A 25283-nucleotide genomic window follows, 5' to 3' on the forward strand; every position below is an offset into this window, starting at 1 on the left:
GCCCCTTTCAGGCATGACTGAAAGCTGTGATTTACAGCTCGCCCTCGATCCAGCTTTGCAGCGCGGCCTTGGGCGCGGCGCCAGCACGGTTCGAAACGATCTCGCCGTTCTTGAAAATGAACAGCGCGGGAATACCGCGCACACCCATGGCGGCAGCGGTGTTGGGGTTGCTGTCAACGTCGACCTTGGCGATCTTGACCTTGCCTTCCAGTTCGGTCGACAGCTCTTCAAGCGCCGGGCCGATCTGCTTGCAGGGGCCGCACCATTCAGCCCAGAAATCCACCACGACGGGGATGTCTGAATTTTTTACTTCGGCGTCGAATGTGGCGTCGGTGACGGCTACGGTTGTCATGTCTCGATCTCCAATATTGGAATGTGTCTGTTACCAGCGAAGGTAAGCGTGCCCGCATGACGCGTCAAGCAGGCGCGCCGCGCACGATGGTGTGACATCTTGCAACCGCACCCGGTATTGTCGCTCGCCCTTGCGGGGTGAAAGGACCGCGGAAATCGCCGCGCCGCCTACCCGTTGCGCGCCGCCCAAGCACGCCCGCAATGCCCGGTTCTGCGGTCAGTCGCCTGCGTTGGAGGCCGTGTTGACCACCCCGAACACCGATCCGATCAGCCCCAGAACCGTCCGTGCGGCGGTGACCGAAGATTCGGTCGCCAACAGCGTATCCTTGGGGTTCACGTTGAAATTGCGGGCAGCAAACAGCCCGTCGGCGGTTGTGAGGTCAAAGGTAAACACGGTTTGGGGCAACGTCGGGCCACTTTCATCGCTGCGCAATGCCTTTTCGGGGTATTCACGCAGGATCAGCACGCCACGCGGGTTCGCGCGATTGTCGTTGATGCCGCCAATGATCGACAATGCCTCGATCACGGTGATGCTTTCCCTTTCGAACTGCACCAGCTGTTCGGTGCCCGTGGCTCCCAGCGCGGTGAAATACCGATCATCCTCTTGCACGACGATCTGATCACCGCCGCGCATCACCACATTGGCGGAAGGCGTGGCGAAAAGCTGGTCTGCACGGATCTGGTAATTGCGCCCGGCCCGTTGCAATTGAACCAGCGGATTTTGTAGCTGGGTGGAAATGCCGCCACCTTGCGCCAGCATCGACTGGATCGTGCTGTTGCGGTCGGGCAACGGGTATGTGCCGGGGTTCGCCACCCCTGCCACCAGGTCGACCGAGTTTGCCTTGCCCGCTGTCTGGTTGATCTGGACCTGAACCGACGGAACGCTGGGCTCCAACGCGGTCTGAATCTTTTCCCGGGCCTGTGACACGGTCAGGTTGGTTACGTTCAGGTCGCCGATATAGGGTACGAAAACCATGCCGCGCGATGACACGACGACCTCGTCAAGCCTGACTGTCTTGGCGCCGTCGGGCGCGAGAAGCGAGTTTTCGTTGCTGTCCCAGATCACGATGTTCAGCGTGTCGCCATGCTGGATCGTGTTGTCCTGCGGGCCGCGTGTGCCGTTCAGCCATGTATAACTGCCCGACCAGCCGGTCACGGGCCACTTCGCCAAAAGGTTGACGTTCGCGCGCGTTACCGGGACGACATCGAAGGTGGCGACTTCCTTGTCTTTTTCTTTCAACACTTCGCTGGTCAGGGCAGCCCCACGTGGCAGGGTGCAACCAGATATGACGGAAACAGTCAGTACCAGTGTAAGAAATTTCGACAGTCGTCCCACGTCGCACCTCGGTCTTATTGTGCCTTGATGGCTTTCTACCGTTTGCCGGCGGTGATAAACAGCAACAAATTGAACAAATGATGCAAATCCGGAGAAATGTGTGACTCGATTAGCGCAGCCTGATCCGGTGATCGTTCTGGGGGCCAGCGGGCGCTTGGGCCGCGGCCTTCGTCATCAGTGGCAAGATCATTCGCGGGCTGTTTGGCAGGCGCGCGGTCAGGCGGCAAATGTGCAATGGTCGCCCGGTCAGCCCTGGCCGGGGCCACGCCGCGCGCGTGCAATCGTGGCGTTATGGGGCGTGGTGCCGGGCAAGGGCGCTTTGGCCGACAACACCGTCTTGGCGTTGGCCGCGCAAGACCTGGCCCTGCAACTGGGGGCCGAAAGGGTGCTTCACTGTTCTTCGGCCGCCGTTTATGCGCCCGCGCCGGCCCCGCAGGCCGAAGAGGCGGCAAACCCGCAATCCGATTATGGACATGCCAAGCTGGCAATGGAGCAGGCGCTGCAAGATTGGGCCGGCGAACATCCCGAAGGCCCGGCCTTTTGTGCCATGCGGATCGGCAATGTTGCCGGGGCCGACAGCGCCTTTGCCGCCATCGCGCGCGGCGGCCCGGTGACGATGGACCGCTTTGCCGATGGCGGGGGGCCGCGCCGTAGTTACCTGTCTCATGCCATGCTGGCGCAAGCGGTCGATGCATTGCTGTCCTGTCCATTGTCCTCGTTGCCGCGCGTGGTGAACCTGGCTGATCGGGGCGTTATCGATATGGCCGACCTGGTGCGCGCGGCGGGACGCGCGCTGCTTTGGAACGACACGGGCCGCACCGGCAGCACCATAACGTTGGACCTGGCCTGCCTCAGCCGCCTGACCCCGCCACTTGCGGCCGACATCACCCGCCTTTTGGCCGATGGTGCCTTTCTTGCAGGGGAAAACCCGTGACACCCATGAAACGAATATTCGACCTGGGCGCGGTCGTGTTTCTTGGCACGATCCTGTCACCGCTGATCATCGGGTTGATCGTCGTCATCCTGCTGACCGAGGGCCGCCCAATTTTCTATGTGTCTGAACGGATGAAAACCCCTGACCGGGCTTTCAAGCTGTGGAAATTCCGCACCATGCGGGTGGTCGAAAACGATTTCGGCGTATCGGGTGGCGACAAGGCCGACCGGATCACGCCGATTGGCCATTTCCTGCGCCGTACCCGTACCGACGAGCTGCCGCAACTTTGGAACGTGCTTCGCGGCGATCTCAGCTTTGTCGGCCCCCGGCCGCCCCTGCGCCGCTATGTCGAGCTGCGCCCCGATCTTTACAGGCAAGTGCTGAAATCGCGCCCGGGCATCACGGGCCTGGCCACATTGGTCTATCACCACACCGAGGAAGAGCTGCTGAACACGTGCAAGACGCCCGAGGAAACCGAGGCGGTTTATGTCCGCCGCTGCGTTCCGCGCAAGGCGGCGCTTGACCTGGTTTATGCCAGGCGCCGCAATGTTTGTGTCGATTTTCGCCTGATGGTCGCGACGGTGTTCCGCCGCTGGGCGCCGGGCCGGCAAGGCCGTGAAAGGCGTCAGCCCTCGCCGTAACCCTGCGGGTTGGTCGATTGCCAGTTCCACGTGCTGGCGCACATCGCGTCCAGGTCATGCGCGGCGCGCCACCCCAGTTCGGCATTGGCGCGGGACGGGTCGGCCAGCGACGTGGCTATATCGCCGGGGCGTCGCGGTTCGATCTTGTAGGGAATGTCGCTTCCGCAGGCGCGCGAAAAGGCGGCGACCATGTCCAGCACGGAATACCCCTGCCCCGTGCCGATGTTGAACGCCTCGGTGCATTGGTGCCCGGCGGCGTAATCAAGCGCGGCGATATGGGCGTGGGCAAGGTCGACCACGTGGATATAATCTCGTACGCCCGTGCCGTCATGGGTATCGTAATCGTTGCCGAACACCGACAGCGAGGCGCGACGACCGACGGCCACCTGCGCCACGAAGGGCATCAGGTTGTTGGGGATGTCGCGGGGGTCTTCGCCGATGCGGCCCGACGCATGTGCGCCCACCGGGTTGAAATACCGCAGCAAAACAACCGATGCCTCGGGCGTGGCCGCCTGCCAGTTGCGCAGGATCTCTTCGGCAAAATACTTCGTGCGCCCATAGACATTGGTGGGCTGGCAGGGGTGCTTTTCGTCAAAGGGCAGGTATTGGGGTTCGCCATAAACGGTGGCCGAAGAAGAAAAGACGATCCGCCGGCAGCCCGCCGCATCCATCGCCGTCAGCAACGACACGGTGCCCCCGTTGTTCACGTCGAAGTAACGCAGCGGCTCGGCTTCGGATTCACCGACGGCTTTCAGCCCGGCAAAATGAATGACAGCCTCGGCCCCGAATTCTTGCAGGATCTGCGTCATTTTCGGGGTGTCGCGAATATCGGCCTCGTGGAATGTCAGCTCGCGATTGGTCAATTCGCGTATGCGATCCAGAACTACCGGCGACGAGTTGTCGAAATTGTCGACCACGCACACGTCATGGCCCTGCGCAAGAAGTTCGACAATCGTGTGCGACCCGATATAGCCCGCGCCGCCTGTCACCAAAACCCGCATCTTTCACACCTCGATTTGTATCGCTGCCCTGATAACGGCAAATTCGGGCGGGGCCAATATCAAGCGGCGCCGTTCTCATCTTGCGCGGCCAGAAACCGCGCCAACGCCGCATCGGCAAGCGCAGCGGGCACGGGCATCAGCCGCGCGTGGCGTGTCCAAAGGATCGCGCAACTTACCTCCTTGCCCGGAAAGATATCGCGCAAGGCCGCCGCATAGGCCCCAAGTTGCCGCAACAGCCCCTCGGGTGTCTGGTCTGCCGTGTCGGGAATGGTGGCGTTCGATTTGAAGTCGACTATATGCACGCCGGTTTCGGTCAAGATCAGCCGGTCGACCACGCCGTTCAGGCGATGCCGGTCATCCAGCGTCGCCACCAAGGGCACTTCGGCCATGCTGCCCGGCCCGAACAGATCGGACAGTGCCGGGTTGCCAAGGATCTGCACCACCTCGTCAAGAACCGTGCGGAATTGCGTGTCTTTCGCGCGGTCGGCGCCCAAGGACAAGATCCGCCGGGCCAGGTGTTCCCACGTGTCGGGTGGATGGCCGGGCAGATGTTCCAGCAACAGGTGTACCTGCCGCCCGTGCCGTTTCGCGGCTTCTTCGTCCTGGCCGGCATCGCCCGGCAGGGCCTTGGCGCCGCCCAAATCCGACGGGCTGAGCAGTTGCACCGAATGTGCCGGTTGCGACGCAAGGTCGTGGAAATGCGGTGGCAGGTCCGGTGGTCCGGGGGCGTGGGGCGCGTCATCTTCCTCGGCCGGTGCGCTCCAGTCGCCTGCTTCCAGCCGCTTGCCCGGGCCGAACGGGAACTGGTGATCGACCTGGCCGCAATGGGCCAGACCCGCTGCGATCATGTCGTACCAACTGTCTCCATCCTTGCCCAAATCACCCGCAGCGCCGACGATCAGCCATTTCTCGGCCCGTGTCATGGCGACGTAAAGCAGGCGGTCCCTTTCGGCCTTTTGGGCGTCTTGCAGGGTATCCCGAACGTCCTTGCCGCTGGCCGGCATCAGAGGTTTGCTGACCCGCCATACCGCACGGCCCCGATGCGTCATGAACACATCCTTGATCTGCACATCGCGCTTGGCCGCGTCGGGCAGGATCACGATCGGCGCCTCAAGCCCCTTGGCGCCATGCACCGTCATCACGCGAATCCGGTCGCCAGCGGCATCCATCTGGCGTTTTATTTCCAGATCGTCGGTTTCCATCCATTGCAGGAACCCTGAAAGCGAGGGCACCTCGCTCCGCTCATAGGCCAGTGCCTGTGCGAGGAATGCGTTGATCCCGTCTTCGGCCTCGGGCCCCAGGCGCGCCAGCAGGCGCCGCCGCCCGTCATGGCGCGTCAGGATACGTTCGATCAGGTCATAGGGGCGCAGGAAATCGGTCTGGTTTCGCAGGTCGTTCAGCATGGCGAAGGTTTCAGGGTAGCGCTCGGCCTGGCCACGCAGACGCTGCCACAGGTATGCCTTGCCGCGCCCGTGGGCGAGGGTGAAAAGATCCTGCTCGGACCATCCGAACAGGGGCGATTTCAGCGCGACCGCCAGTGAAAGATCATCCTCGGCCAGGTCAAGGAACGACATCAGCGCGGCAAGGTCACGCACCGCCAGCTCGGCCCCGACCTTGAGGCGGTCTGCGCCCGCGATGGGCAGGCGCAGATCCTTGCATGCGCGGATGATCTCGGCAAACAGATCCGACCGGCGCTGCACCAGGATCAGGATGTCACCCGCACGCACATGGCGCATCCTGTAGTGCCCGGTGTTGCCGATCTCTTCGGGGATGGTGGCCTGTTCCAGCATGTCGCGGATATTCTCGGCCACGCGGCGGGCCATCTGCTTGGTGTGATGGTCCTCGGATATGCGGTCGACCGGGTCGTGCCACGCGCCGTCACTGGCCTGTTTGGCCGGCTCGATCACCGGCCAAAGGTCAACCCGCCCAGGCATCTCGTTCTTGAAGGCGCGATGGCGGTTGCCTTGCGGAAAGCCCGAATTGTCTTTTCCGGAAAAGGTTTCATCAACCAGCCGCAGGATCGGTTCGGCCGAGCGGAAGGAAAAGCTCAGCTCGGAATGAACCAGCGGTCTGCCGGTGCTTTCCAGCCGCTGGGCAAATTCCGCCTGCATCCTGTCGAATTCTCGCGGGTCTGCACCCTGGAAAGAATATATCGACTGTTTCTTGTCGCCCACCACGAAGATCGTGCGCGCCACGTCTTCGCGCGCGCCCTGCCCCGCGGTGAATTCCTGCGCCAGCAACTCGATCACGCGCCATTGCGCCGGGCTGGTATCTTGCGCCTCGTCCACCAGGATATGATCAATCCCGCCATCCAGCCGATACAACACCCAGGCGGCCACGCGTTCATCCGTCAACAGGTCGCGCGCCTTGAGGATCAGGTCGTCGAAATCCAGCCACCCCAGCGCCTGCTTGCGGGCCGCATAGCGGGGCAGAAACGCATCGGCGAAATCATGAAGCGCGGCGGTCTTGTCGGCCAGGTCGCATGCCAGAAGAAAATCATACGCGTCGGCGACGCGGTCCATCCAGGCGTGCACATCGTCAACGATGGGCGCCATCGCCTCGACCACCTTGGTGTGGTTCGATTGCGGAAAGTTCACCGATTTCGATTTGCCGATATTGTCGCCGCCTTGATACAGGAAATACCGAAAAAGGGTTTCCAGCACCTCGAACGAGGGGTTTTCAAGGTCCAGCGCGGCGATTTCGGCGGCAAATTTCTGGTAGGTGACCGATTGATCGGCCAGCACCCCGGAAATGGCATCGGACGTGTCACGTTCTTCGCCGGTAAAGGCAATGCGCAGCGCATCGGCCCGGCTTGCGCCATCCGGCAGGCCCAGCAATCTCGCGATGTCGTTCCAACTTGGCTTCTCGGCGAAAACGCCCCGCTTGCCGACAATCTCGCCGGTTACCTTCTCGAAATCCTGGTCTGACAGGTGCAATGCCAGCGACTGGACCACACCCGCCTCGGCGCCATCGGCCATTTCCTGCACGATCTCGGCGCGCATCAGGGCTGCGGCGCGGTCCTCCATCTCGGTGAAACCGGGGCTGACCTCGGCCTCAAGCGGGAAACGCCGCAGGATCGCCGCGCAAAACGAGTGAATCGTCTGAATCTTCAGCCCGCCCGGCGTTTCGATCGCGCGGGCAAACAGCGTGCGCGCGGTTGCCAGAACATCGTCGCCAAAGGGGCCTTCATGGCCCAGTTCCCGCAGGGCATCGCGCAGCGCGTCATTGGGCAGCATCGCCCATTCGCCCAGCCGCCTGAACAGGCGGTTCTGCATCTCGCTGGCGGCGGCCTTGGTATAGGTCAGGCACAAGATGCGCTGCGGTTCGGCCCCTTCCAGTAGCAGCCGCGCCACGCGGTCGGTCAAGACCCTTGTCTTGCCTGACCCTGCATTGGCTGCCAGCCAGGTCGAGTTGCGCGGTTGCGCGGCATAGATCTGTGCCCGCGTGGCGTCGTCAAGGCTCATGACAGATCCTCCGGCCTGGGGTCGTGCGTGGTATCCCACTCGCCGAAACGCGCCAATTGATCATAGTCGGAATGATCGGTCTCCTTGAACATCGCCCGGCGAGCGGAAAAGCCCTGGTCAGGCTCCAGGTAGGCAGAAACCAGCTTTACGAACTCGGCCCAGACCTGATCTGGCGGGTTCTTATCCAGCGGGGCGGCAACTTCCTTGGCGTCGCTGCCAAGGCCGATGAACATGGCGCGTGCGACCTCGGCGGGGGGCAACCCCTCGAACGCGCCTTCGGCGGCCATCGCCGCCTCAAGCAGCAATTGCTTGTCGAAGGCAGTCTGTTCCTTGGCGCTGGGCACGGCGCCGGTCTTGTAATCGTAGATATGCAAGGCGCTGCTGTCGTCGCGGTCGATCCTGTCGGCCTTGGCCGTCAAGGTGAAGGCGGGCGTGGTGATCGTGTGGCTTGCCTTTATCTCGAACCCCACGGGCCGGGCGGTGGCCAGCCGCGCTTCTTCCGTTGCGACAAACCACCCGGCCACCCGTTGCAGCCGGGCCAGCCAAAGTGCCCGCATGTCTGACCAAGGGACATGTTCGGCCAGAATGGTGCCTGCCTTGTCCAACATGGCTTCGGTCGACAGGGGCGTGTTATCCTGTACGACGCCTTTTACGAACTGCTCCAGAACCTCGTGAGTTACGATCCCGCGCAGCAGCGCGTCGGGGGCGCGCATCAGCGGATCGAGTGGGCGCAGACCCAGAACATGCCGGGCGTAAATGGCATAGGGGTCGCGCACCAGCCGCTTGATTTCCGTGACCGACAGCTTGCGGGGCCGCGCTGCCACCGGTGGCCGAGGCGATGGGCGCGGCATCGGGTCAACCTGTTCGACCGCTTCCAGCGCCGCGATCCGGTCAAGCCATGTCTGGCCGCGTTCCTTGGCGACCCGCAATGCCGCAGGGCCGTTTTGCGCGGGCAGCCCCTCGGACAGGTTCAACAGCCGGTTCAGCCATCGTGACGGCACGGTTTGCGCATCGTCCGACCGTTCGGCGCGGGTCAGCCATATCTCGGGCGCTGCGACGGCTTGCTGAAAGTCATGCGCCGACAGGCCAATCCGCCGCTCGGGCAGCAACAGGCCTGCATCGTGGCGCATTTTCCGGTTCAGCCACGGGTCGGGTGCGGGCATCTCGGGCCAACTGCCTTCGTTCAGGCCGCCCAGGATCAGCAGGTCGGCCCCTTGCACCCGCGCCTCCAGCGTGCCCCAAATCAGGATCCGTGGGTGCGGTGCGTCGCGATCGCGCACCTCGCCCCGCTGCATGATCGCGTTGAACAGGGCCGCGTAATCGGCAGCCGTCATCGGGCCGCCCGCACCGGCCTCGGCCTGCAATTCGGTCACGGCCTTCAGTGCCTCGCGCCCGGGTTTTTCCGCCCAAAGCCCTCCGCTGGCCTCGCCATCGGGGCCTGCAGCCAAACGCGAGGCCAGATCAATATGGCGCGCCAGGTGATCGGCTAGCGGGTGTTCGCCCGACACGTTTTGCCCGGTCAGGCAATTCGCGACCCAGCCTGCCCAGGCGGCAGCCCCCGCATCGCCACGGGATTCGGCCCATGCCGCAAGCGTGGCGGGCCCCGGATAGGGCTGGCCCTTGCGCCGCAGGTAAAGCTCCAGCTCACGGGTCCAGCGCAGATGATCGCCCCGCGTGCTGCCGGTATGCGTCAGCGGATGTTTCAGCAGGGTAATGATCGCCGCTGCATCGGATTTTCGGTGAAACAGGGCCGCCACATGCCGCAAGAACCGGCCCGGCGCGCTTAGTTGCAATGGCAGTCCGGCGCTGTCGTCGGGCAATATGCCCCACCGATCCAGCGCCGCGGTCACCTGGCGTGTCAGCATGCGGTCCGGCGTGATCAGCGCGGCGGTCTGCCCCTCTTCGGCCGCCTGGCGCAGGCGCAGCGCAATGGCCAATGCCTCGTCGCGTTGCGATGGCGCAACCAGTAGCGTGACATCGTCGAATGCCGGGGCCAGGTCGCCCAGTTGCGGCCCTTCGGCCAGCCAGCAATCGGTCACCGGGGCGGGCCGCAACGCAAGCGAGATCAGCCGATTGCGCGACGCGCTGGGCGGTGGCGTGTCCGACCACGCCATGACATCGGCACGTGTTATGCCCAGATTGCGCATCAGGGCGTGAAACCTGTATTGCGGATGATCCTCGGCGGTCAGCGCATCGTTCAGGTCTTTCCACGCCGCCAGTGGCATGTCGAAATCGAAACCCGGCAGAACGATCGCGCCTTGCGGCAGCCTCGCGACCGCCTGCATCAGACGCATTGTTGTGCCGCGCGACCCGGTTGAGCCCGCAAGGATGACCGGATCGCCCAGCGGCGCCTCCGCCCATTGCCGCGCCAGCGCGTCAATGACCATGCGTTGCCGCGTTTCCGTGTCAGGCGCCTCGCCAGCCTGGTCGAAATAATGCTCGACGATCTGAAGGAATTTCAGCGAGCGCGCCCAATGCTCGGAATGATCGCTGACATCAAGCTCGTACAGCGTTTGCGGCGGCACGCCCTCGCCATGCATTTCATCCATCAGCGCGGCCAGTGAATCCGACAGGTCATAAAGAGAGGCGCGCGGGGCCAGGTCGGGGGCGCGTGCCATAAGCCCGGCCACCAACTGCGTTATCTCCAACCGTCGCCGCAGCGGCGGCACGGCGGGGGGTATGTCTGCCAGCAACCGGGCCTCGGGCAGGTCGGTCACAAGCTCGATCCGGGGTAGCAGGCAGGCCGGACCCTCGGCGAACAGCCGGGTGATGCGCCGCGCCATCCGGGCGGTGTTCACCACAAGGCGCACGCGCGCCAGCGCCTCGGGCGGTTGATCGGCGAAATCTTGGCGCAACCGCCGCACCAGTGCAGCCGGGAAATCGACACCGGGCGGAACGCCAAAGACACGGGGGGTATCCGACGGCTCAAACATCTGGCTGTCCAATCATCTCCTCGGCCTGGGCGATGCCCTCGGGGTGGCCTACGTCGCACCATTGGCCGGGATAGCTCAGCCCGTACATGCGCCCATCTTGCAGCATCCTGTCCCACAAAAGGTTAAGCGAAAAGGCCCGATCGGGAATATCGGCCAGGGCCTCGGTCTTGATGATTTGCGCCCCGGCGTAGATTTGCCCCGGTCCGCGGCTCAAACGCCCGGCACCGTCTAAAATGAAGTCGCCCCCGCCTGGGTGCCCAACGGCATTTTCCGCGGGAATAGTGACCAATAACGCGTCCATTGCCCGGGCATCCCATGCCTCTTCCAAAAGTTTCAGCGGGTTCGGGCCGCGCCAGATTGCATCGGTGTTCAGCGTGAAAACAGGCCCCGCGCCCAATTTTGGCAGCGCATGACGCAACCCGCCGCCGGTTTCAAGGATGTCGGGTGCTTCATGCGAAATGGCCACGCCCCGCCCGGCCAGGTGGGCCGCGATCTGATCGGCCAGGTAATGGGTGTTCACAACGGGGCGTGACAGACCCGCCTGTTCTACCAGGTCCAGCGCATGATCCAGCAGTGGCCGGCCCGCCACCTCGATCAGGGGTTTTGGCCGGGTCCGGGTCAGCGCGCCCATCCGCGTGCCGAACCCGGCGGCAAACAGCATCACGGCGTCGGGCGTGTTCCGCATAGCGATTTGAGCCTTTCCAGGATCGGGGCGTCGGGCTCCGGCAGAATGTCCAGAACCAATGGGGCAACGGGCGCCAGCGCCGGATGTTCAAGGTCGTGCAGAAGGTGCTCCCACACGCGGGGGATCAGGTTGACATAATGCGCCTTGCCATCGCGCAGCGACAACCGCGCGAAAACACCAAGGATGCGCAGGTTTCGCTGGGCGCCCAGAACGGCATAAGCCGCGTCGAATGCTGTCGGGTCAAGGTCGTTCTCGGCCACGTAATGGGTAATCATCCGCATTTCGATGTCGTGCGGAACATCGCGGCGGGCGTCTTGCAACAGCGATACCAGATCATAGGCCCGATGCCCGCGCATCGCATCTTGGAAATCCAGCAGGCCAACGCGTGCAACGCCGCTGCGCTCGGGCAGCCACAGCAGGTTCTCGGCATGGTAATCGCGCTGGATAAGCACGTCAACTTCGGGGACCACTTGGGTTAAAACAGGCTCGAACACGGCGCAAAACGCCTGTTTCGCGGTTTCGTCGGCCTCTGCCGCGCCGCGCAGGTACCAATCAAAGGCCAGTGCGGCCAACCGCGTCATCAGGGCGGAATCGTAAGTGGCAAGGCCGGGTGGCAGCGCCGCGCGATGCAGGTGCGACAGCACGTCGGTCGCGGCCTGGTAAAGCGTGGGTTCCAGCGCCGGTTCGGCCAGGGTGACACGGGCAAACAGCGCATCGCCCAGGTCTTCGATCAATAGAAAACCGTGATCGGGGTCTTCCGCCAGTATATCGGGGGCGCTCAATCCCTGTGCCGACAGGTGCCGCGCGATGGCAGCGAAAGGGCGTACGTTCTCGCCTTTCCCCGGGTCGGCATCCATGAGAACGGCGCTGGCCCCGGTGTCGGGGTGAAACACCCGCTCGTATCGCCGGTTCGACGCGTCGCCCGCCAGTAGTTCCTGCCGTGACCCGCGCCAGGGTGTGTGATCCAGAAATGCGCGCGCCTGGCTTGCGCGGTCGGTCATGGGGCGAGCTCCGTTATCAGGTCGGTCCAGCGCGGGTCGGTCCAGCGCAGGGTCAGCCGCCGCGCATCATCGGTTGCGCCGGGTTCGAAAGACAGGTGAAGGGCCTGTTCCGGCGCCAAAACACCCAGCCGGTCGGGCCATTCAACAAGACAAATCGCAGTGTCAAAGGCATCGATCAGGCCCAGTTCGGCCACCTCGTCGGGGTGGCCCAGGCGGTAAAGGTCGCTATGCCATATTTCGCAATCGGGCCCGTCATAGATTTGCACCAGCGTGAAGGTGGGCGATGGCACATCTTCGGGCTGTGCCAAAAGCGATTGGATCAGCGCGCGCGCAAAATGGGTTTTGCCGGCGCCTATCGGCCCTTCCAGCAGCAGCACGTCGCCCGGTTGCAGGCAAGCGCCGAGCCTGACGGCGAAACCGGCGGTCTGCTTGGGGTCTGGCAGGGTCAGGTGGTGAACGCGGGGCAAGGACATGGGCCGAACCTAACGACCCTGCGCGCGCCCGCAAGTGGCTTTGGCGGGCTCAACCCGTTTCGACCACGGCAACGCGGCTGTCGCGCGCAAAGGCCACCATGCGTGCGCCATTTATCAACGGGCGCACCCGGCAAATGCGGCGCGAACCGTCATTCAGGCGCACGGTTATGCCATCCAACGCGGTTCCGGTGGTCAGCGCCTCTTCGACACCGCGCCAATGCGTGGCCGGGTCTGATTTTCCGCGCCATACGGTCAGCGCATCCCCGATCGAGGTATCGGCAAAGGCGCTGTCAGGGTCGACGCCCCAGACCGCGCGGAACTCGGAATTGCTGAAGGCCAGCACACCGTCGGCGGTGAACACGGCCATCGCCGCATCCATCTGGTCCAGTACCGCGTTGCCCAGCGCCAGTTCCGACCGAAAGCTGCGCGTGAGCGACACCTCGTGGCTGATATCCTCGAACAGAAAGGCGACCGCGCCATCGGGGTGGGGCCGGCCCGTCACACGATAGGTCTGGCCTGACGGCAATGACCAGGTTTCGTGGAAATGACCGTCGCTTGCCGCCGCAACCAGCGTACCGATCCTTTCGCGCCAATTGGCATAATTCTTTGGTTCGGGCATCATCTGCTTGTCGCGTAGCATGTCAAAGAAACACAAGATCGTGGGGCGGCCGCTCAGGAAATCAACCGGCAGTTCGGTCAGGTCCACAAGCGCGGGGTTGAAAAGCGCCAACTGCCTGTCGCGGTTGAAGATGGCCAGCCCGATCGAAAGATGCGCGAAGGTTTTCGTAAGCGTCTGAACGAAATTTCTTTGTGCGATCTCGGCTTTGACGATGGCATCCACATTCATGCAGTAAGTGATCTTTCGCGACCCGGCGTCGACGGTGGAAAGATCGTACCAATGTTGCACGTCGCCCCCAGGTTCGGCCACGCTGACGCGCCGGTTGGCAAAGCCCTGGTCGCACGGGGTAAGATCGTCGAACAATTGTGGCGGCCGGGCACCTTCGCCCGTGCTGTCAAAGCCAAGGCTCTTGGCCAGGGCCAGGTAGGCGGGGTTCGCCCACAGCATGCGGCTGTCCTTGTCTTGCGCGAAAATCGGGTTGGGCGTGTGGGCCAACCCGAGGCGCATATGCCCCAGCTCGGCCAAAGCGCCCTGCAGCTTGTGCAAGGTGCTGCCGCTCATCCCGTCAAGCGGGTTTCCCATCATCAAAAGCCGGGTGCAATCCTGGTTGTGACGGATCACCAGTTTTCCGGGGTCGGCGGTATCACCGGGCCGGAACACGGTTTCGCCCTCTGCCAGGTCATTGGGATCGTCAGGCACATCGGAAAATCGCAGCGACAATTGTTGCACCAGGGCGGCCCAGTCATCGAGATCGGTCTTGGAAAGCCGATCTTCGAAAAAGGCCGATGTATTGGCCATGTCCACCATGTCGCGCCCCGAGAAAAGAAAGGCCGCCGGAACGGCGGTGGCTTGCGGTGCCGCGTTGCCCGCCGCAGTTGTCATGCTGGCGCGCGTCAACCACCACAACAGGGCCACCCCGCCCGCACCGCCCAAGGCGGCCGCGGCCAGCAACAAAAGATCAATGCCCGAACTGAACATGCGCACGCCTCAAAGCCCTTGATTCAAAGGCTGCTCAGAAAATGGTTAGCAAAGTGTTAACGTGGCTTTCAGATTTGCAGCAGCTCGTTGCGCGCCGTCACCGGCAGATCGGCTGCGCGCACGTCAATCCGGTCGCGTGGCCAACTGACCTCGATGATCGCTCCGCAGCGTTCCGGGTGCTCGGATGGCGCCAGGAACGGGTCGTGCCCGTTGGCAAAACTCAATTCGGCGCCGGTACGTTCCAGCAGCGTCTTGGCAATGAACAGGCCCAGGCCCATCCCTTCGTATTCCGGGCGCGCGGACGTGTCATTCGTGCTGCGCCGCCGCCGCATGAATGGGTCGCCGATACGGCCCAGCAATTGTTGCGGAAATCCGCGCCCGTCATCCATGATACGCACGACGATGTTGCCATCGGTCCACTCGCCCTCGATCCAGACGCGCCCGTGTGCGAAATCGACAGCGTTCTGAACCAGGTTGCGCAAGCCGTGGATGATTTCGGGCCGTCGCAAGATGGCAGGGTGCGCCGGGTCGGCGCCTGCCGCCGGATGAAAATCGAAGAGCAACTCCTTGCCGCGGTCAATGTGCGGGCCTGCGGCCTCTTCTATGACGGCGCTCAAAGGGGCCTGGCGCAGGTGAAGGTCGTCCTTGCCTGCCTGCCCCATCGACCGCAGGATATCCCGGCAACGGTCGGCCTGATCGCGGATCAGCCGCGCGTCCTCGGCCAGTTCCGGGTCGTCTTCCAACACCTCGGCCAGCTCGGCGCTGGCCAGCTTGATCGTCGCCAGCGGCGTTCCCAGCTCGTGCGCCGCTGCGGCAACCACGCCCCCCAGGTCGGTCAGGCGCTGCTCCCGCGAAAGGGCCATCTGCGTGGCTTGCAGCGCGTCTGACATCGTGTGCATCTCTACCGTCACGCGGCGCGAATAGATGCTCAGGAACACCACGGCGATCACGATCGAGACCCAGTTGCCGAAGATGAACAGGTCGGGGATGCGCAGCAAGGCACCGTCAGCCGTGCGCAAGGGCACATAGGCCGTGGCCAGAACCGATACCGCGGAAATCGCTGTCAGCCCGACGAACATCGTCGACCGCATTTTCAGCACATTGGCTGAAATCACGACCGGCCCAAGGATCAACACCGAGAACGGGTTGTGCAGTCCGCCCGTCAGGTACAATAGCAACGATAGCTGCAACAGGTCGAACAGGACCATCAGCAGGTTCTCGGTTTCCGAAAGGCGCTTGTTCTCGGGGAAGATGAACGTGGCAACCAGGTTGCCGATCACGGAAACGCCGACAACCAGCAAACACAAGGCATATTCCAGGTCCAGAGCGTAGACCTGGTTGGCGACCATCAGCGCCGAAAGCTGCCCGGTGATCGCACCCCAGCGCAACAGGATGATCGTGCGTAGCCGGATCCAGTTGCCCCGGTTACGTCCTTTCAGGATCGTCAGGTCGCTCTCGACTATCTGCGCGTTTTCGTCCAATTGCGTCCCCTGATACGCTGTTGAATATGCGCGGCGAATATATTTTTGCTCTCCGGGCACCGTCTTGAAAGGATACACCCCATGACACGTTTATATGCAATCGCTGCGGTTGTCGTTGCTGCTGTCTTTCTTGGCGGGTTGTGGCTCCTGACATCTGGTGCGCCGGATGGCGGTGACAAATACGCCCAATGCCGCACTGCGGCCGTTGCGGGCGGCACATCTCAGATCGGCGGTCCGTTCACCCTGATCGACGAAACCGGCCAGACCGTCACCGACAAGGACGTGATCGACCAGCCGACGCTGTTGTATTTCGGCTATGCCTTTTGCCCCGATGTCTGCCCGCTCGACAATGCGCGCAACGCCGAGGCGATCGAGATCCTGGAACAGCGCGATATCATGGTTAAACCCGTTTTCATCTCGGTTGATCCCGAGCGTGACAGCCCCGAACTGCTGGCCGATTTCACCGACAACCTGCACCCCCGGATGCTGGGCCTGACCGGCACGCCCGAACAGGTCAAGGCCGCCAGCCAAGCCTATCGTACCTACTACAAGAAACAGGAGCCTGAAGAAGGCGACGAAGAATATTACCTGATCGACCACTCGACATTCTCTTACCTGGCCTTCCCCGACGAAGGGTTTGTCGAGTTCTTCAAGCGTGACTTGAGCCCCGAACAGCTTGCCGATCGTCTGCAATGCTTTGTCGAGGCGCATTAAGCGGCGCCACATCCCCGTTACCAAGGTTTGACGCAGTATTGCCGGCACTATAGAACAGCCTAAGTCTTTGGCTGCGCAACAAGAGGAGCGCCGCATGGTCGAGCAACGTCAGGATCTTGGTGATGATCGCAGCCTTCTGCTTGTCGATGACGATGAGCCGTTCCTGAAAAGGTTGGCCAAGGCAATGGAGCGGCGCGGCTTCGAGGTGGAAACCGCCGACTCGGTCGCAGCGGGCAAGGCTATCGCCACGGCTCGCCCACCCGCTTACGCGGTTTGTGACCTGCGGTTGGAAGATGGCAACGGGCTCGACGTGGTCGAGGTTCTGCGCGAAAAACGCCCCGACGCCCGGATCGTCGTGCTGACGGGCTATGGCGCCATTGCCACGGCGGTGGCCGCCGTGAAAATCGGCGCCACCGATTACCTGTCCAAACCGGCTGACGCTACCGACATTACCAACGCCCTATTGGCAAATGGTGACCAGTTGCCCCCGCCGCCCGAAAACCCGATGAGCGCCGACCGCGTGCGCTGGGAACATATCCAGAGGGTTTACGAGCTGTGCGACCGAAACGTTTCGGAAACCGCGCGCCGGCTGAACATGCATCGCCGCACGCTTCAACGTATCCTGGCCAAACGCTCACCCAGGTAAGCCGCGCTGGTTATGTGACGGCGGCTGGTCCTTTCGGGTTGTTGCCTTGCATCGGTAGAAAACACCACTAATGTCGCGGCCAGGTTTCAGGAAAGGGCAGGGCCTTGGCAGCACCACGGGCAAGTGAACGCATCGAGTATATCGTTGAAGGCGGCAACCGCCTGTCCGGAAGCATCGAACCTTCGGGCAACAAGAATGCCGCCCTTCCGATCATCGCGGCGGCCCTGCTCACCGAACATCCTGTTACGCTGACCAACGTTCCGCGCATCCGCGATGTCGAAGCGCTTGTCGAACTGGTGGCCTCGGTCGGTGCCGAAACCGAGTGGACCGGCCCGAACGAATTGCGGATTCAGGCGCGCAACGTGCGGCCAGCGGATCTTGACCCTGACCTGTGTGGCCGTATTCGCGCATCCATTCTTTTGGCCGGCCCCATGCTTGCCCGGTGCGGCGAAGTCACCCTGCCACCGCCGGGCGGTGATGTGATCGGCCGACGGCGGCTCGATACGCATTTTCTCGCCTTGCAGCAATTGGGCGCGGAAATCTCGCTCGACGGGTCGTATTCCTTCCGTGCAAGCCGGCTTGTCGGTGCCGACGTGTTCATGGACGAGCCTTCTGTCACGGCCACCGAAAACGCGTTGAGCGCGGCGGTGGCCGCCCAAGGCACCACCATTCTCAGGAACTGCGCGTCCGAACCGCATGTTCAGGACCTTGCCCACTTCCTGATCGCGCTGGGCGCCGATATCGAAGGTATCGGCACCAACTGCATGACTGTCCATGGTGGCCGCCCGTTGACCGCGGCGCAGCATCGGATCGGCACCGATTTCATCGAGGTCGCTTCGCTGGTCGGTCTTGCCGCTGTAACGGATTCAGAGCTGCGCATAACAAATGCCGGTGTCGAACACCTGCGGTCCACTCTGATGGGATTCGACAAGCTGGGCGTCAAATGCCTCGTCGAGGGCGACGACCTGATCATTCCCAAGGGGCAGGAAAAGACCGTTGTGCCCGATTTCGGCGGCCATGTTCCAAAGATCGAAGATCAGCCTTGGCCTGCCTTTCCCGCCGACGCGATGTCGATCGCGATCGTCACGGCTACGCAATGTGACGGCATGGTTCTGATGTTCGAGAAAATGTACGAATCCCGGATGTTCTTTGTCGACAAGCTGATCGGCATGGGCGCCCGTATCGTGCTGTGCGATCCGCACCGCGCGGTAATCTCGGGCCCGACGAAACTGCGCGCCGCGCGCCTCGAAAGCCCGGATATCCGGGCGGGTATGGCCATGCTTATCGCGGCCATGGGGGCCGAAGGCACATCGGTCATCAACAACGCGCAGCAGATCGAGCGCGGGTACGAGCGTATCGACGAGCGGCTGAATGCGCTGGGCGCAAGGATCACCCGGATACCGGCCCGAACCTGAACCGCTGCTCAGGCCCGGCGGCGCCCCTGTCCGTCAGGGCGCAACCTTGTCCCTGCCGGTCTCGTCTTCTTTCGAGGTCTCGGCGTCGTCTGCCTCGGTATCGACCACTTCGGCATCCATGATTTCGGTCGCGGTTTCTTTTTCGGTGTCTTCAGCCGTTGGCGTGGTCTTGTCCTCGATCCCGCCCACGATCAGTGGCAGCATCTCGATACCGCTGGGCGTTGAGGTCTGCGACGCGGGCGGTGCGCGCCAGCTCAGCGTGTCGAAGGACTGGCAGTTTTCGCAAACCGGAACCCAATCGGTATGGATATGCTGGCAGTTGTCGCATACCCATTGCGGGCCGCGCGGGGCCGACAAGGCACGCGCCAGCCACCCCTTGACCACCGCGTCCGACGCACCTTCGCCCCGTTCGATGGCCGCCATTATGGTCAGCGCGCGCGCGTCCGGCGCGTTCTCGGCCATGTCGCCCAATGCGCGTCGCGCGGCGGGGAAATCCTCGGCCGCGATCAGCAATTCGGCCTCCAGCAGCTTGGTTTCACGGTGGTCCGGGGCCAGCTTTGTCAGTTGCTTGAACCGCTTGATCCGCGCCTGCGGGGTCTCATCTGGCTCGATCGCGGCAAAGGCACCGGCCAGGTCTGGATGCGGCTGCGCCGCCCAGGCCTTCTTGATCACGCGCACGGCGTATTTCTTCTTGCCTTGCTCGACATAAGCCCGCGCCGCCAGAACGGCCGCCGGCACCAGGTCGGGCGACAGGCGGTTGGCCTCGATGGCGGCCTCGCGTGCGGCAATGTCGTTGCCCTCGGCCAGCACATCCTTGGCCCCCGACAGCGCCAGCACCGCGTCGCGTCGCTTGTGCACGTCCTTCGGAATGGTGCCCGTGCGCAGCTTGGTGCGCAGCGTATCGCGCGCACCGGCCCAATCCTCGGCCTGCGCCTGCAACTGCAACAGCGCGTCCTGGGTTTCCTCGTGCCTGGGCTTCAGCTCAAGCGCCTTGGTGGCCAGTTGCCGCGCCGTGTCGCGGTCACCATCGGCCAGCTTTTGTTTCATGATACCGCGCACGCCAACGAACCGGGTTTCATCCTTTTCCAGCAGCCGCTTGTAAACCTCTTCGGCGCGGCGGCGGTCGCCCGTCATCTCGGCGGCCTGCGCGATCAGCAGGTTGGTCAGCTCGGGCTTGTTCAGATAGCGTTCGGCGCGGGCGGCCTTGGCCATTGCCACGCGACCCTCACCACTAGCCAGCGCCATCATGCCCTCGCTCAGGGCCTGGAAGCCCTTGCGCTCGCGCGAGCGGTCGAAATACCGGCTGATGGCAGTGTCGTCACCGTTGATGAATTTCAGCACCGCGATCAGCAGGCCGAACAGCCTGAGAAACAGCCACACCGCCACGACCAGGACCACCAGCCCCAGAACCGACAGGATCGGCGTCAGCGTGACTTCCACGCCGGCTGCCTGGATGGTCACACCGCCATCCATGTCCAGCACGTACCATGCGCCCCAGGCCAGGGCCGCGACGAGGGTGAAGAAAACGACGATCTTGATAATTGACCAAAGCATGACGGCCCCCTCAGTTCGCGGTAAGCGATTGCGCCAGGTTTTCGGCCGCTGTTACGGCCTCCTGGCGTGTTTCGGCGCGCGCCACCCAATCCGACAGGGCAGCGCGGCCCTGCTCGGGCAAAGCCGCGATCTCGGTCAATGCATCGTCCAGCCGCCCCTCGCGCAGGGCCGCCTCGGCGCGCGACAGCACCGCGTCGGGGTCGTCACCTTCCTTCGGCGCAAGCGAACGGACACCAAGCTGCGTTTTCAGGAACCCGGTCAGCCCCTCGGCCTCGCCGCTTGCCTCGCGCGATAGCGAAAGCGCGTCGCGGGCGAGCGGGGGAAAGCTGGCGGACAATTCGTTCATGGTGGCCACGCCATCTGCCGTGCCCGCCAACCCTTCGGGCACATCAATACCGGCCTCTTGCAGGTCGGCGATGGCGCCGGAGTAATCGCTGCCCGTGTCCAGTGCGGTCTGGATACGGCTCAGCGCGGCGCGGGCCAGCGCCTGTTGCGCCGTGGCACGGGCCGACTCTTCGCGGGCCTGCGCCTCGTTCAGCAGGCTGTCGATCTCGGCGCGCTGCGACTCGACGCTTTGTTGCAGCGCGCGCAATTCGCTTGAAAACTGGGATGCATTGTCGCTGCCGGGTTCGGCTGCGGGGCGGCTTTCCAGCGCATCCAGCCGCGATTGCACGTCGGCCAGCGTGGTGGTGATGTCGTCAAGCCGCTCGGACACCGTGGCGATCTGTTCGGCATTGCCGCCGATCTGCCCTTCAAGCCCCGACAGGTCGATCCCCTCGACCGCTGTTTCCAACTCGTCGATGCGGCCCGATTGCGTGGCCACGTCCTGCGCCAGCGTATCATCCTGCATACCGGGCCAGGGCCAGCCCTCGGGCAAGACGTAACGCGCGGCACCAAAGCCGATGGCCGCCGCCGCGACGCCGCCCAGAAGCATAGGCAAGAACCCGCCCTTGCGCACCACGACCTGTTCAGGCGCCGTGGCGGCAGGTGGCGCCTGGTCGGCGGCGGGTTCTTCGGTATCTTCATCCCGGTTGGGTTGCGCCGGGTCGCTTTCGCTTTCCGGGGCTTCCTCGTCCGATGGTTTCTCGGCCGTGTCGTCATCGGGGGCAACGGTATCATCCGCCTCGGGCGCCAGTGCCGCGTCGGCCCCGCTTTCCCACGGTCCGCCATTTTCGTTCTTGTCCGGTTCGCTCAGTTGCCCTGGTGCGTCGCCATCTTCCGTGGTGTTGCCCGCGGCGCGTTCGCTTTCGGCCTGTACGGTGTCGTCATGTTCGGCACTGTCATCCGTGCCGGGCGTATCGTTGCCGCTGTCTTCGACGACGCCTGCATCGACAACCTCTTTCGTGTCATCGACCTGAGACTTGTCAGATTCTTTCTTGCGTGCCACAGGCTGGTCACCTTTCGATTCTCTGCAATATCTACTTGTGTCCAACCCGACCTTACTGTGCGGGCGACTCCCTCTCAAGCAATTGCGCTGCGTTAAACAGTCCACATGTCGCGGCAAGCATCGCGGGCAAGGTTGGCTCTGCCGCCACGTCGAGCCGGAAACTGGGTCGGGGTGCGGCCTGTGCTGCCGCCGCGCTGATCGCCGCGATGAACAGGGGCGCGTGCCATGGACCCTGGTTGGCAAACGCCTGTGCGCTGCGTGGTGAAAAAAGCGGAACGACCACGGGCGCATCATCGTTCAGCGTCGCCCGCGCTGCGTCTGTCAAAGCCACCGGAACCTGATCGTACACCACCGTTTCGCGCACGCGCAGCCCGGCCTTGCGCAGCCGTGCTGCCAGGTCGCCCGCGCTGTGCTCGCCGCGCAGATGCAGCAACGGCCTTTTCGGGGCCTCGTGCGTGACCAGGCGGAGCAGGTCTTCGACATCGCCGCTGGCCGAAACGGCGTCAAACCCGGCAGCCCGTGCCATCTGCGCCGTGGCGTCGCCCACGCACAGCGCGCGTTGCCCCCGCTTGGGGGTCACGCCGCAATGGGTCACGCCGTTGCGCGAGGTGAACAGAACAACCGGGTCATCCGACAGATCGGGCTGCGCCCCGGTGCCGATGATCCTCAACACCGGGGATTGCACGATGGGCACCTCGCCCAGCCGCGCGCGCAGCTCTTCGGCGAAACGGGCCGACCCCTCGGCCGGTCGGGTCAGCAGTATCGTGGGCATAGAGCCCCCCGGGATTGTTCCAGACATGCCTTGGTGTTAACTGCCAGTGGTCGAAACCGCAACGGGACGCCCATGCGCACCCTCACCATACTCGGGCTGGAAAGCAGCTGTGACGATACCGCCGCCGCCGTGCTGCGGCAGACGGGCGATGCACGGCCCGAGATACTGTCATCGGTGGTGATGGGCCAGAATGACCTGCACGCCGCGTTCGGCGGTGTGGTGCCTGAAATCGCTGCCCGGGCCCATGCCGAACGGCTGGATGGCTGCGTGATAAAGGCACTGGACCAGGCCGGCCTGTCGTTGCGCGAAATCGATGCCGTGGCCGTCACCGCGGGGCCGGGCCTGATCGGCGGGGTGATCTCGGGCGTGATGTGCGCCAAGGGTATCGCGCTGGGCGCGGGGCTGCCGCTGGTGGGGGTGAACCACCTGGCGGGCCACGCGCTGACTCCACGGCTGACCGATGGCGCGGCCTACCCATACCTGATGTTGCTGGTCTCGGGCGGTCATTGCCAGTTCCTGATCGTGCGCGGCGCCGATGATTTCACGCGGCTGGGCGGCACCATCGACGACGCCCCCGGCGAGGCGTTCGACAAGACCGCCCGCCTGTTGGGCTTGCCGCAACCCGGTGGCCCCAGTGTCGAGTTGCAGGCCAAACAGGGCGATCCCGCCCGCTTTCGCTTTCCGCGCCCGCTGCTGGACAGGCCGGGCTGCGATATGTCCTTTTCCGGCCTCAAGACCGCGCTTTTGCGCGCCCGCGATGGACTCATCGCTGAACAAGGCGGGCTGACGCGGGCCGACCGTGCCGATCTTTGCGCCGGGTTCCAGGCCGCCATGCGCGACGTGCTGGCCGAGAAAACCCGCCGCGCGCTGGCGCTCTACCGGGCCGAGGCGCCCGCTCAGCCCATGCTGGCCGTCGCGGGTGGCGTGGCGGCCAACTTGGCCATCCGTGGCGCGCTGGAAACGGTTTGTGCCGAACAGGGCATCGGCTTTACCGCGCCGCCGCTGGCGCTGTGCACCGATAACGCGGCGATGATCGCCTATGCCGGGCTGGAACGGTTCCGTTCCGGCCATGTTGATGACATGACGCTGGCGGCCCGCCCGCGTTGGCCGCTTGATCGCGGCAGCCCGCCATTGCTGGGCAGCGGAAAGAAGGGGGCCAAGGCATGATCTGTGTTGCTGGGGCAGGGGCCTTTGGCACGGCGCTGGCCGTGGCGCTGGCGGCCAGGGGGCCCGTCATGCTATGGGCGCGCGACTCCGAACATGCCGCCGATATGCAGGCAAGCCGTGAAAACACCCGGCGTCTGCCCGGGGTCGCCTTGCCCGACAACGTGCAGATCATCACCGGTTTCGGCCCTGTTCCGCCGCAAGCGCCGATCCTGCTGGCCGTGCCCATGCAGCACCTGCGCGGCATGGCCGAAACCCATGCCGCCGTGCTGCGGGGCCATCCGCTTGTTGCCTGTTGCAAGGGGGTTGAACTGTCATCGGGCCGTGGGCCGACGGCGATCCTGTCCGAGGTTGTCGCCGATACGACCAACGCCATACTTACCGGCCCCAGCTTTGCCGCCGATATCGCGCGGGGCCTGCCCACCGCGCTGACGCTGGCCTGCGCCGATGCAGACCAAGGCAAGGCCCTGCAACAGGCGCTTACCACGCCCGCGCTGCGGCTTTACCGCACCACCGACACAACCGGCGCCGAGCTGGGCGGCGCGTTGAAAAACGTTATCGCCATCGCGGCCGGCGCCTGCATCGGCCTTGGCATGGGCGACAGCGCCCGCGCCGCCCTGATGACCCGTGGCATGGCCGAGATCACCCGCCTTGCCGACCAGATGGGCGCACGGCGCGACACGCTGATGGGGTTGTCGGGCTTTGGCGACCTCGTGTTGACCTGCACCTCCGACAAATCCCGCAACTATCGGCTGGGTCTGGCGCTGGGCAGCGGTACGCCCTTCGACACCGCGACAACCGTCGAAGGTGTCAAAACCGCCGAGGCCGTGACGGAACTGGCCAGCCGCCTGTCTCTCGACATGCCGATTTCGGCCCATGTGCACGCCATCGCCTCGGGCCACAGCAGCGTGGCGCAGGCCATGCAAACCTTGCTCAACCGTCCCTTGAAGGAAGAATAGATGCTTATTGCCCTTATCGCACGCGACAAACCCGGCGCGCTGGAAACCCGCCTTGCCAACCGCGAGGCGCATCTTGCCTATGCCGACAGCGTCCCGATCACCCTGAAATTCGGCGGTCCCTTGCTTGACGAGGGGGGCAACATGTGTGGCTCACTTCTGATAATGGAGGTCGACAGCATGGCCGAGGCACAGGAATTTGCACGGAACGACCCCTACGCCAAGGCCGGCCTGTTCGAGTCGGTCGAATTGCTGGAGTGGAAACAGGTGATCGGCTGATGCGCTACTGGCTTTTCAAATCCGAACCCGAAACATGGGGCTGGTCCGACCAACTGGCCAAGGGTGACGTGGGCGAAGAATGGGATGGCGTACGCAATTACCAGGCCCGCAATTTCATGCGCGAGATGGCAGTGGGGGATCGTGGCTTTTTCTACCACAGCCAAAAGGAAAAGGCGGTCGTCGGCATTGTCGAGGTCATCGCCGAGGCCCACCCCGACAGCACCACCGATGATCCGCGCTGGGAATGCGTGGATATCAAGGCGGTTCGCCCGGTCGCCCAACCCGTCACGCTTGAACAGATCAAGGCGGATGCGCGGCTTTCCGACATGATGCTGGTCAAAAGCCCGCGCCTGTCGGTGCAGCCTGTAACCGAGCGTGAGTGGCAGATCGTCTGCGCAATGGCCGGGGTTGACCCCTAAGGTCAAACCCCGCGCAAAAGGTGACAGGGGCGCCGCGCATCGCCATGTCAAGGACATGCCGCTGGCTGCGCGACGCCCCG

Annotated in this window: 22 protein-coding genes; 9 read left to right on the forward strand and 13 right to left on the reverse strand. The window is 63.8% G+C overall.

Going from position 1 to position 25283, the window contains the following annotated elements; genetic code table 11:
* Window positions 1-31 precede the first annotated feature (31 nt).
* Together trxA and M8744_RS07545 are read right to left on the reverse strand one after the other, a co-directional pair.
* Window positions 32-352 (reverse strand): thioredoxin, encoded by a 321-nt coding sequence (trxA, locus tag M8744_RS07540; RefSeq protein WP_251411896.1) that lies wholly within the window; start codon window positions 350-352, stop codon window positions 32-34.
* Window positions 353-568: 216 nt separating this feature from the next.
* Window positions 569-1594 (reverse strand): polysaccharide biosynthesis/export family protein, encoded by a 1026-nt coding sequence (locus M8744_RS07545; RefSeq protein ID WP_251411911.1) that lies wholly within the window; start codon window positions 1592-1594, stop codon window positions 569-571.
* A 322-nt stretch (window positions 1595-1916) separates the two neighbouring features.
* On the opposite strand from M8744_RS07545, the gene M8744_RS07550 reads away from it, so the two are divergent.
* On the forward strand, window positions 1917-2621 hold the full coding sequence (locus M8744_RS07550) for an NAD-dependent epimerase/dehydratase family protein (RefSeq protein WP_251411914.1): 705 nt from the start codon (window positions 1917-1919) through the stop codon (window positions 2619-2621).
* A complete protein-coding gene (locus tag M8744_RS07555) occupies window positions 2618-3262 on the forward strand; it encodes a sugar transferase (RefSeq protein ID WP_251411917.1) in 645 nt (214 codons plus the stop codon). Before M8744_RS07550 ends, M8744_RS07555 begins: the two co-directional genes overlap by 4 nt.
* Here the strand turns inward: M8744_RS07555 and galE are convergent.
* The 8 genes from galE to regB all read right to left on the reverse strand — a co-directional run bounded on the left by galE (window position 3247) and on the right by regB (window position 15879).
* Complete coding sequence (galE, locus tag M8744_RS07560; RefSeq protein ID WP_251411921.1) at window positions 3247-4263, reverse strand: UDP-glucose 4-epimerase GalE; 1017 nt, start codon at window positions 4261-4263, stop codon at window positions 3247-3249. The genes M8744_RS07555 and galE overlap by 16 nt on opposite strands.
* A gap of 59 nt (window positions 4264-4322) precedes the next feature.
* Window positions 4323-7727 (reverse strand): double-strand break repair helicase AddA, encoded by a 3405-nt coding sequence (gene addA, locus M8744_RS07565; protein WP_251411924.1) that lies wholly within the window; start codon window positions 7725-7727, stop codon window positions 4323-4325.
* Complete coding sequence (gene addB, locus M8744_RS07570) at window positions 7724-10660, reverse strand: double-strand break repair protein AddB (RefSeq protein ID WP_251411927.1); 2937 nt, start codon at window positions 10658-10660, stop codon at window positions 7724-7726. The genes addA and addB overlap by 4 nt, the downstream gene beginning before the upstream one ends.
* Entirely contained in the window at window positions 10653-11345 is a 693-nt protein-coding gene (locus M8744_RS07575) for a nucleotidyltransferase family protein (RefSeq protein WP_251411929.1), read from the reverse strand. The genes addB and M8744_RS07575 overlap by 8 nt, the downstream gene beginning before the upstream one ends.
* Window positions 11321-12346 carry an aminoglycoside phosphotransferase family protein gene (locus tag M8744_RS07580; protein ID WP_251411932.1) on the reverse strand — a complete coding sequence of 342 codons (1026 nt, stop codon included), beginning with the start codon at window positions 12344-12346 and terminating at the stop codon, window positions 11321-11323. The genes M8744_RS07575 and M8744_RS07580 overlap by 25 nt, the downstream gene beginning before the upstream one ends.
* Window positions 12343-12819: a tRNA (adenosine(37)-N6)-threonylcarbamoyltransferase complex ATPase subunit type 1 TsaE gene (gene tsaE, locus M8744_RS07585; protein WP_251411949.1), complete on the reverse strand. Its 477-nt coding sequence runs from the start codon at window positions 12817-12819 to the stop codon at window positions 12343-12345. Before tsaE ends, M8744_RS07580 begins: the two co-directional genes overlap by 4 nt.
* A 49-nt stretch (window positions 12820-12868) precedes the next feature.
* The gene (locus tag M8744_RS07590; RefSeq protein WP_251412473.1) at window positions 12869-14416 is read right to left on the reverse strand and encodes a PAS-domain containing protein; all 1548 of its coding nucleotides are present in this window, start codon (window positions 14414-14416) and stop codon (window positions 12869-12871) included.
* A gap of 68 nt (window positions 14417-14484) precedes the next feature.
* Window positions 14485-15879, reverse strand: coding sequence for a sensor histidine kinase RegB (gene regB / locus M8744_RS07595; protein WP_251412484.1), 1395 nt, complete (start codon window positions 15877-15879; stop codon window positions 14485-14487).
* 99 nt (window positions 15880-15978) lie between these two features.
* Between regB and M8744_RS07600 the strand changes: the two genes are divergently transcribed.
* From M8744_RS07600 to murA, 3 genes are all read left to right on the forward strand, one after another.
* Window positions 15979-16611, forward strand: a complete 633-nt coding sequence (locus tag M8744_RS07600; RefSeq protein WP_251411953.1) for an SCO family protein — start codon at window positions 15979-15981, stop codon at window positions 16609-16611.
* A 94-nt stretch (window positions 16612-16705) separates the two neighbouring features.
* Window positions 16706-17257 (forward strand): ActR/PrrA/RegA family redox response regulator transcription factor, encoded by a 552-nt coding sequence (locus M8744_RS07605; RefSeq protein WP_251411969.1) that lies wholly within the window; start codon window positions 16706-16708, stop codon window positions 17255-17257.
* A 104-nt stretch (window positions 17258-17361) separates the two neighbouring features.
* Window positions 17362-18672, forward strand: coding sequence for a UDP-N-acetylglucosamine 1-carboxyvinyltransferase (murA, locus tag M8744_RS07610; protein ID WP_251411986.1), 1311 nt, complete (start codon window positions 17362-17364; stop codon window positions 18670-18672).
* A 33-nt stretch (window positions 18673-18705) separates the two neighbouring features.
* On the opposite strand, the gene M8744_RS07615 is transcribed toward murA, so the two are convergent.
* The 3 genes from M8744_RS07615 to M8744_RS07625 are packed head-to-tail and all read right to left on the reverse strand — an operon-like array spanning window position 18706 to window position 22412.
* A complete protein-coding gene (locus tag M8744_RS07615) occupies window positions 18706-20226 on the reverse strand; it encodes a heme biosynthesis protein HemY (protein WP_251411989.1) in 1521 nt (506 codons plus the stop codon).
* A gap of 10 nt (window positions 20227-20236) precedes the next feature.
* Window positions 20237-21613, reverse strand: coding sequence for a hypothetical protein (locus tag M8744_RS07620; RefSeq protein ID WP_251411992.1), 1377 nt, complete (start codon window positions 21611-21613; stop codon window positions 20237-20239).
* A gap of 52 nt (window positions 21614-21665) precedes the next feature.
* Window positions 21666-22412: a uroporphyrinogen-III synthase gene (locus M8744_RS07625; protein ID WP_251411995.1), complete on the reverse strand. Its 747-nt coding sequence runs from the start codon at window positions 22410-22412 to the stop codon at window positions 21666-21668.
* Window positions 22413-22457: 45 nt separating this feature from the next.
* On the opposite strand from M8744_RS07625, the gene tsaD reads away from it, so the two are divergent.
* Genes tsaD through M8744_RS07645 form a run of 4 tightly spaced genes read left to right on the forward strand, consistent with a single transcriptional unit; the run spans window position 22458 to window position 25203 of the window.
* On the forward strand, window positions 22458-23552 hold the full coding sequence (tsaD, locus tag M8744_RS07630) for a tRNA (adenosine(37)-N6)-threonylcarbamoyltransferase complex transferase subunit TsaD (RefSeq protein ID WP_251411998.1): 1095 nt from the start codon (window positions 22458-22460) through the stop codon (window positions 23550-23552).
* Window positions 23549-24508: an NAD(P)H-dependent glycerol-3-phosphate dehydrogenase gene (locus M8744_RS07635; protein WP_251412001.1), complete on the forward strand. Its 960-nt coding sequence runs from the start codon at window positions 23549-23551 to the stop codon at window positions 24506-24508. Before tsaD ends, M8744_RS07635 begins: the two co-directional genes overlap by 4 nt.
* Window positions 24509-24784: a YciI family protein gene (locus tag M8744_RS07640; RefSeq protein ID WP_251412004.1), complete on the forward strand. Its 276-nt coding sequence runs from the start codon at window positions 24509-24511 to the stop codon at window positions 24782-24784.
* Window positions 24784-25203 carry an EVE domain-containing protein gene (locus M8744_RS07645; protein ID WP_251412007.1) on the forward strand — a complete coding sequence of 140 codons (420 nt, stop codon included), beginning with the start codon at window positions 24784-24786 and terminating at the stop codon, window positions 25201-25203. The genes M8744_RS07640 and M8744_RS07645 overlap by 1 nt, the downstream gene beginning before the upstream one ends.
* Window positions 25204-25283 lie beyond the last annotated feature (80 nt).

The organism is Lutimaribacter degradans, from assembly GCF_023703375.1.
Taxonomy (GTDB): domain Bacteria; phylum Pseudomonadota; class Alphaproteobacteria; order Rhodobacterales; family Rhodobacteraceae; genus Lutimaribacter; species Lutimaribacter degradans.

Bases quoted from the DNA above. Each gene is read 5' to 3' on its own strand.
- M8744_RS07600 (WP_251411953.1), top strand. From the start codon at position 15,979: ATGACACGTTTATATGCAATCGCTGCGGTTGTCGTTGCTGCTGTCTTT.
- M8744_RS07615 (WP_251411989.1), bottom strand. From the start codon at position 20,226: ATGCTTTGGTCAATTATCAAGATCGTCGTTTTCTTCACCCTCGTCGCG.
- M8744_RS07590 (WP_251412473.1), bottom strand. From the start codon at position 14,416: ATGTTCAGTTCGGGCATTGATCTTTTGTTGCTGGCCGCGGCCGCCTTG.
- galE (WP_251411921.1), bottom strand. From the start codon at position 4,263: ATGCGGGTTTTGGTGACAGGCGGCGCGGGCTATATCGGGTCGCACACG.
- M8744_RS07645 (WP_251412007.1), top strand. From the start codon at position 24,784: ATGCGCTACTGGCTTTTCAAATCCGAACCCGAAACATGGGGCTGGTCC.
- tsaE (WP_251411949.1), bottom strand. From the start codon at position 12,819: ATGTCCTTGCCCCGCGTTCACCACCTGACCCTGCCAGACCCCAAGCAG.
- trxA (WP_251411896.1), bottom strand. From the start codon at position 352: ATGACAACCGTAGCCGTCACCGACGCCACATTCGACGCCGAAGTAAAA.
- addA (WP_251411924.1), bottom strand. From the start codon at position 7,727: ATGAGCCTTGACGACGCCACGCGGGCACAGATCTATGCCGCGCAACCG.
- addB (WP_251411927.1), bottom strand. From the start codon at position 10,660: ATGTTTGAGCCGTCGGATACCCCCCGTGTCTTTGGCGTTCCGCCCGGT.
- M8744_RS07640 (WP_251412004.1), top strand. From the start codon at position 24,509: ATGCTTATTGCCCTTATCGCACGCGACAAACCCGGCGCGCTGGAAACC.
- M8744_RS07605 (WP_251411969.1), top strand. From the start codon at position 16,706: ATGGTCGAGCAACGTCAGGATCTTGGTGATGATCGCAGCCTTCTGCTT.
- M8744_RS07625 (WP_251411995.1), bottom strand. From the start codon at position 22,412: ATGTCTGGAACAATCCCGGGGGGCTCTATGCCCACGATACTGCTGACC.
- M8744_RS07580 (WP_251411932.1), bottom strand. From the start codon at position 12,346: ATGACCGACCGCGCAAGCCAGGCGCGCGCATTTCTGGATCACACACCC.
- M8744_RS07635 (WP_251412001.1), top strand. From the start codon at position 23,549: ATGATCTGTGTTGCTGGGGCAGGGGCCTTTGGCACGGCGCTGGCCGTG.
- tsaD (WP_251411998.1), top strand. From the start codon at position 22,458: ATGCGCACCCTCACCATACTCGGGCTGGAAAGCAGCTGTGACGATACC.
- M8744_RS07575 (WP_251411929.1), bottom strand. From the start codon at position 11,345: ATGCGGAACACGCCCGACGCCGTGATGCTGTTTGCCGCCGGGTTCGGC.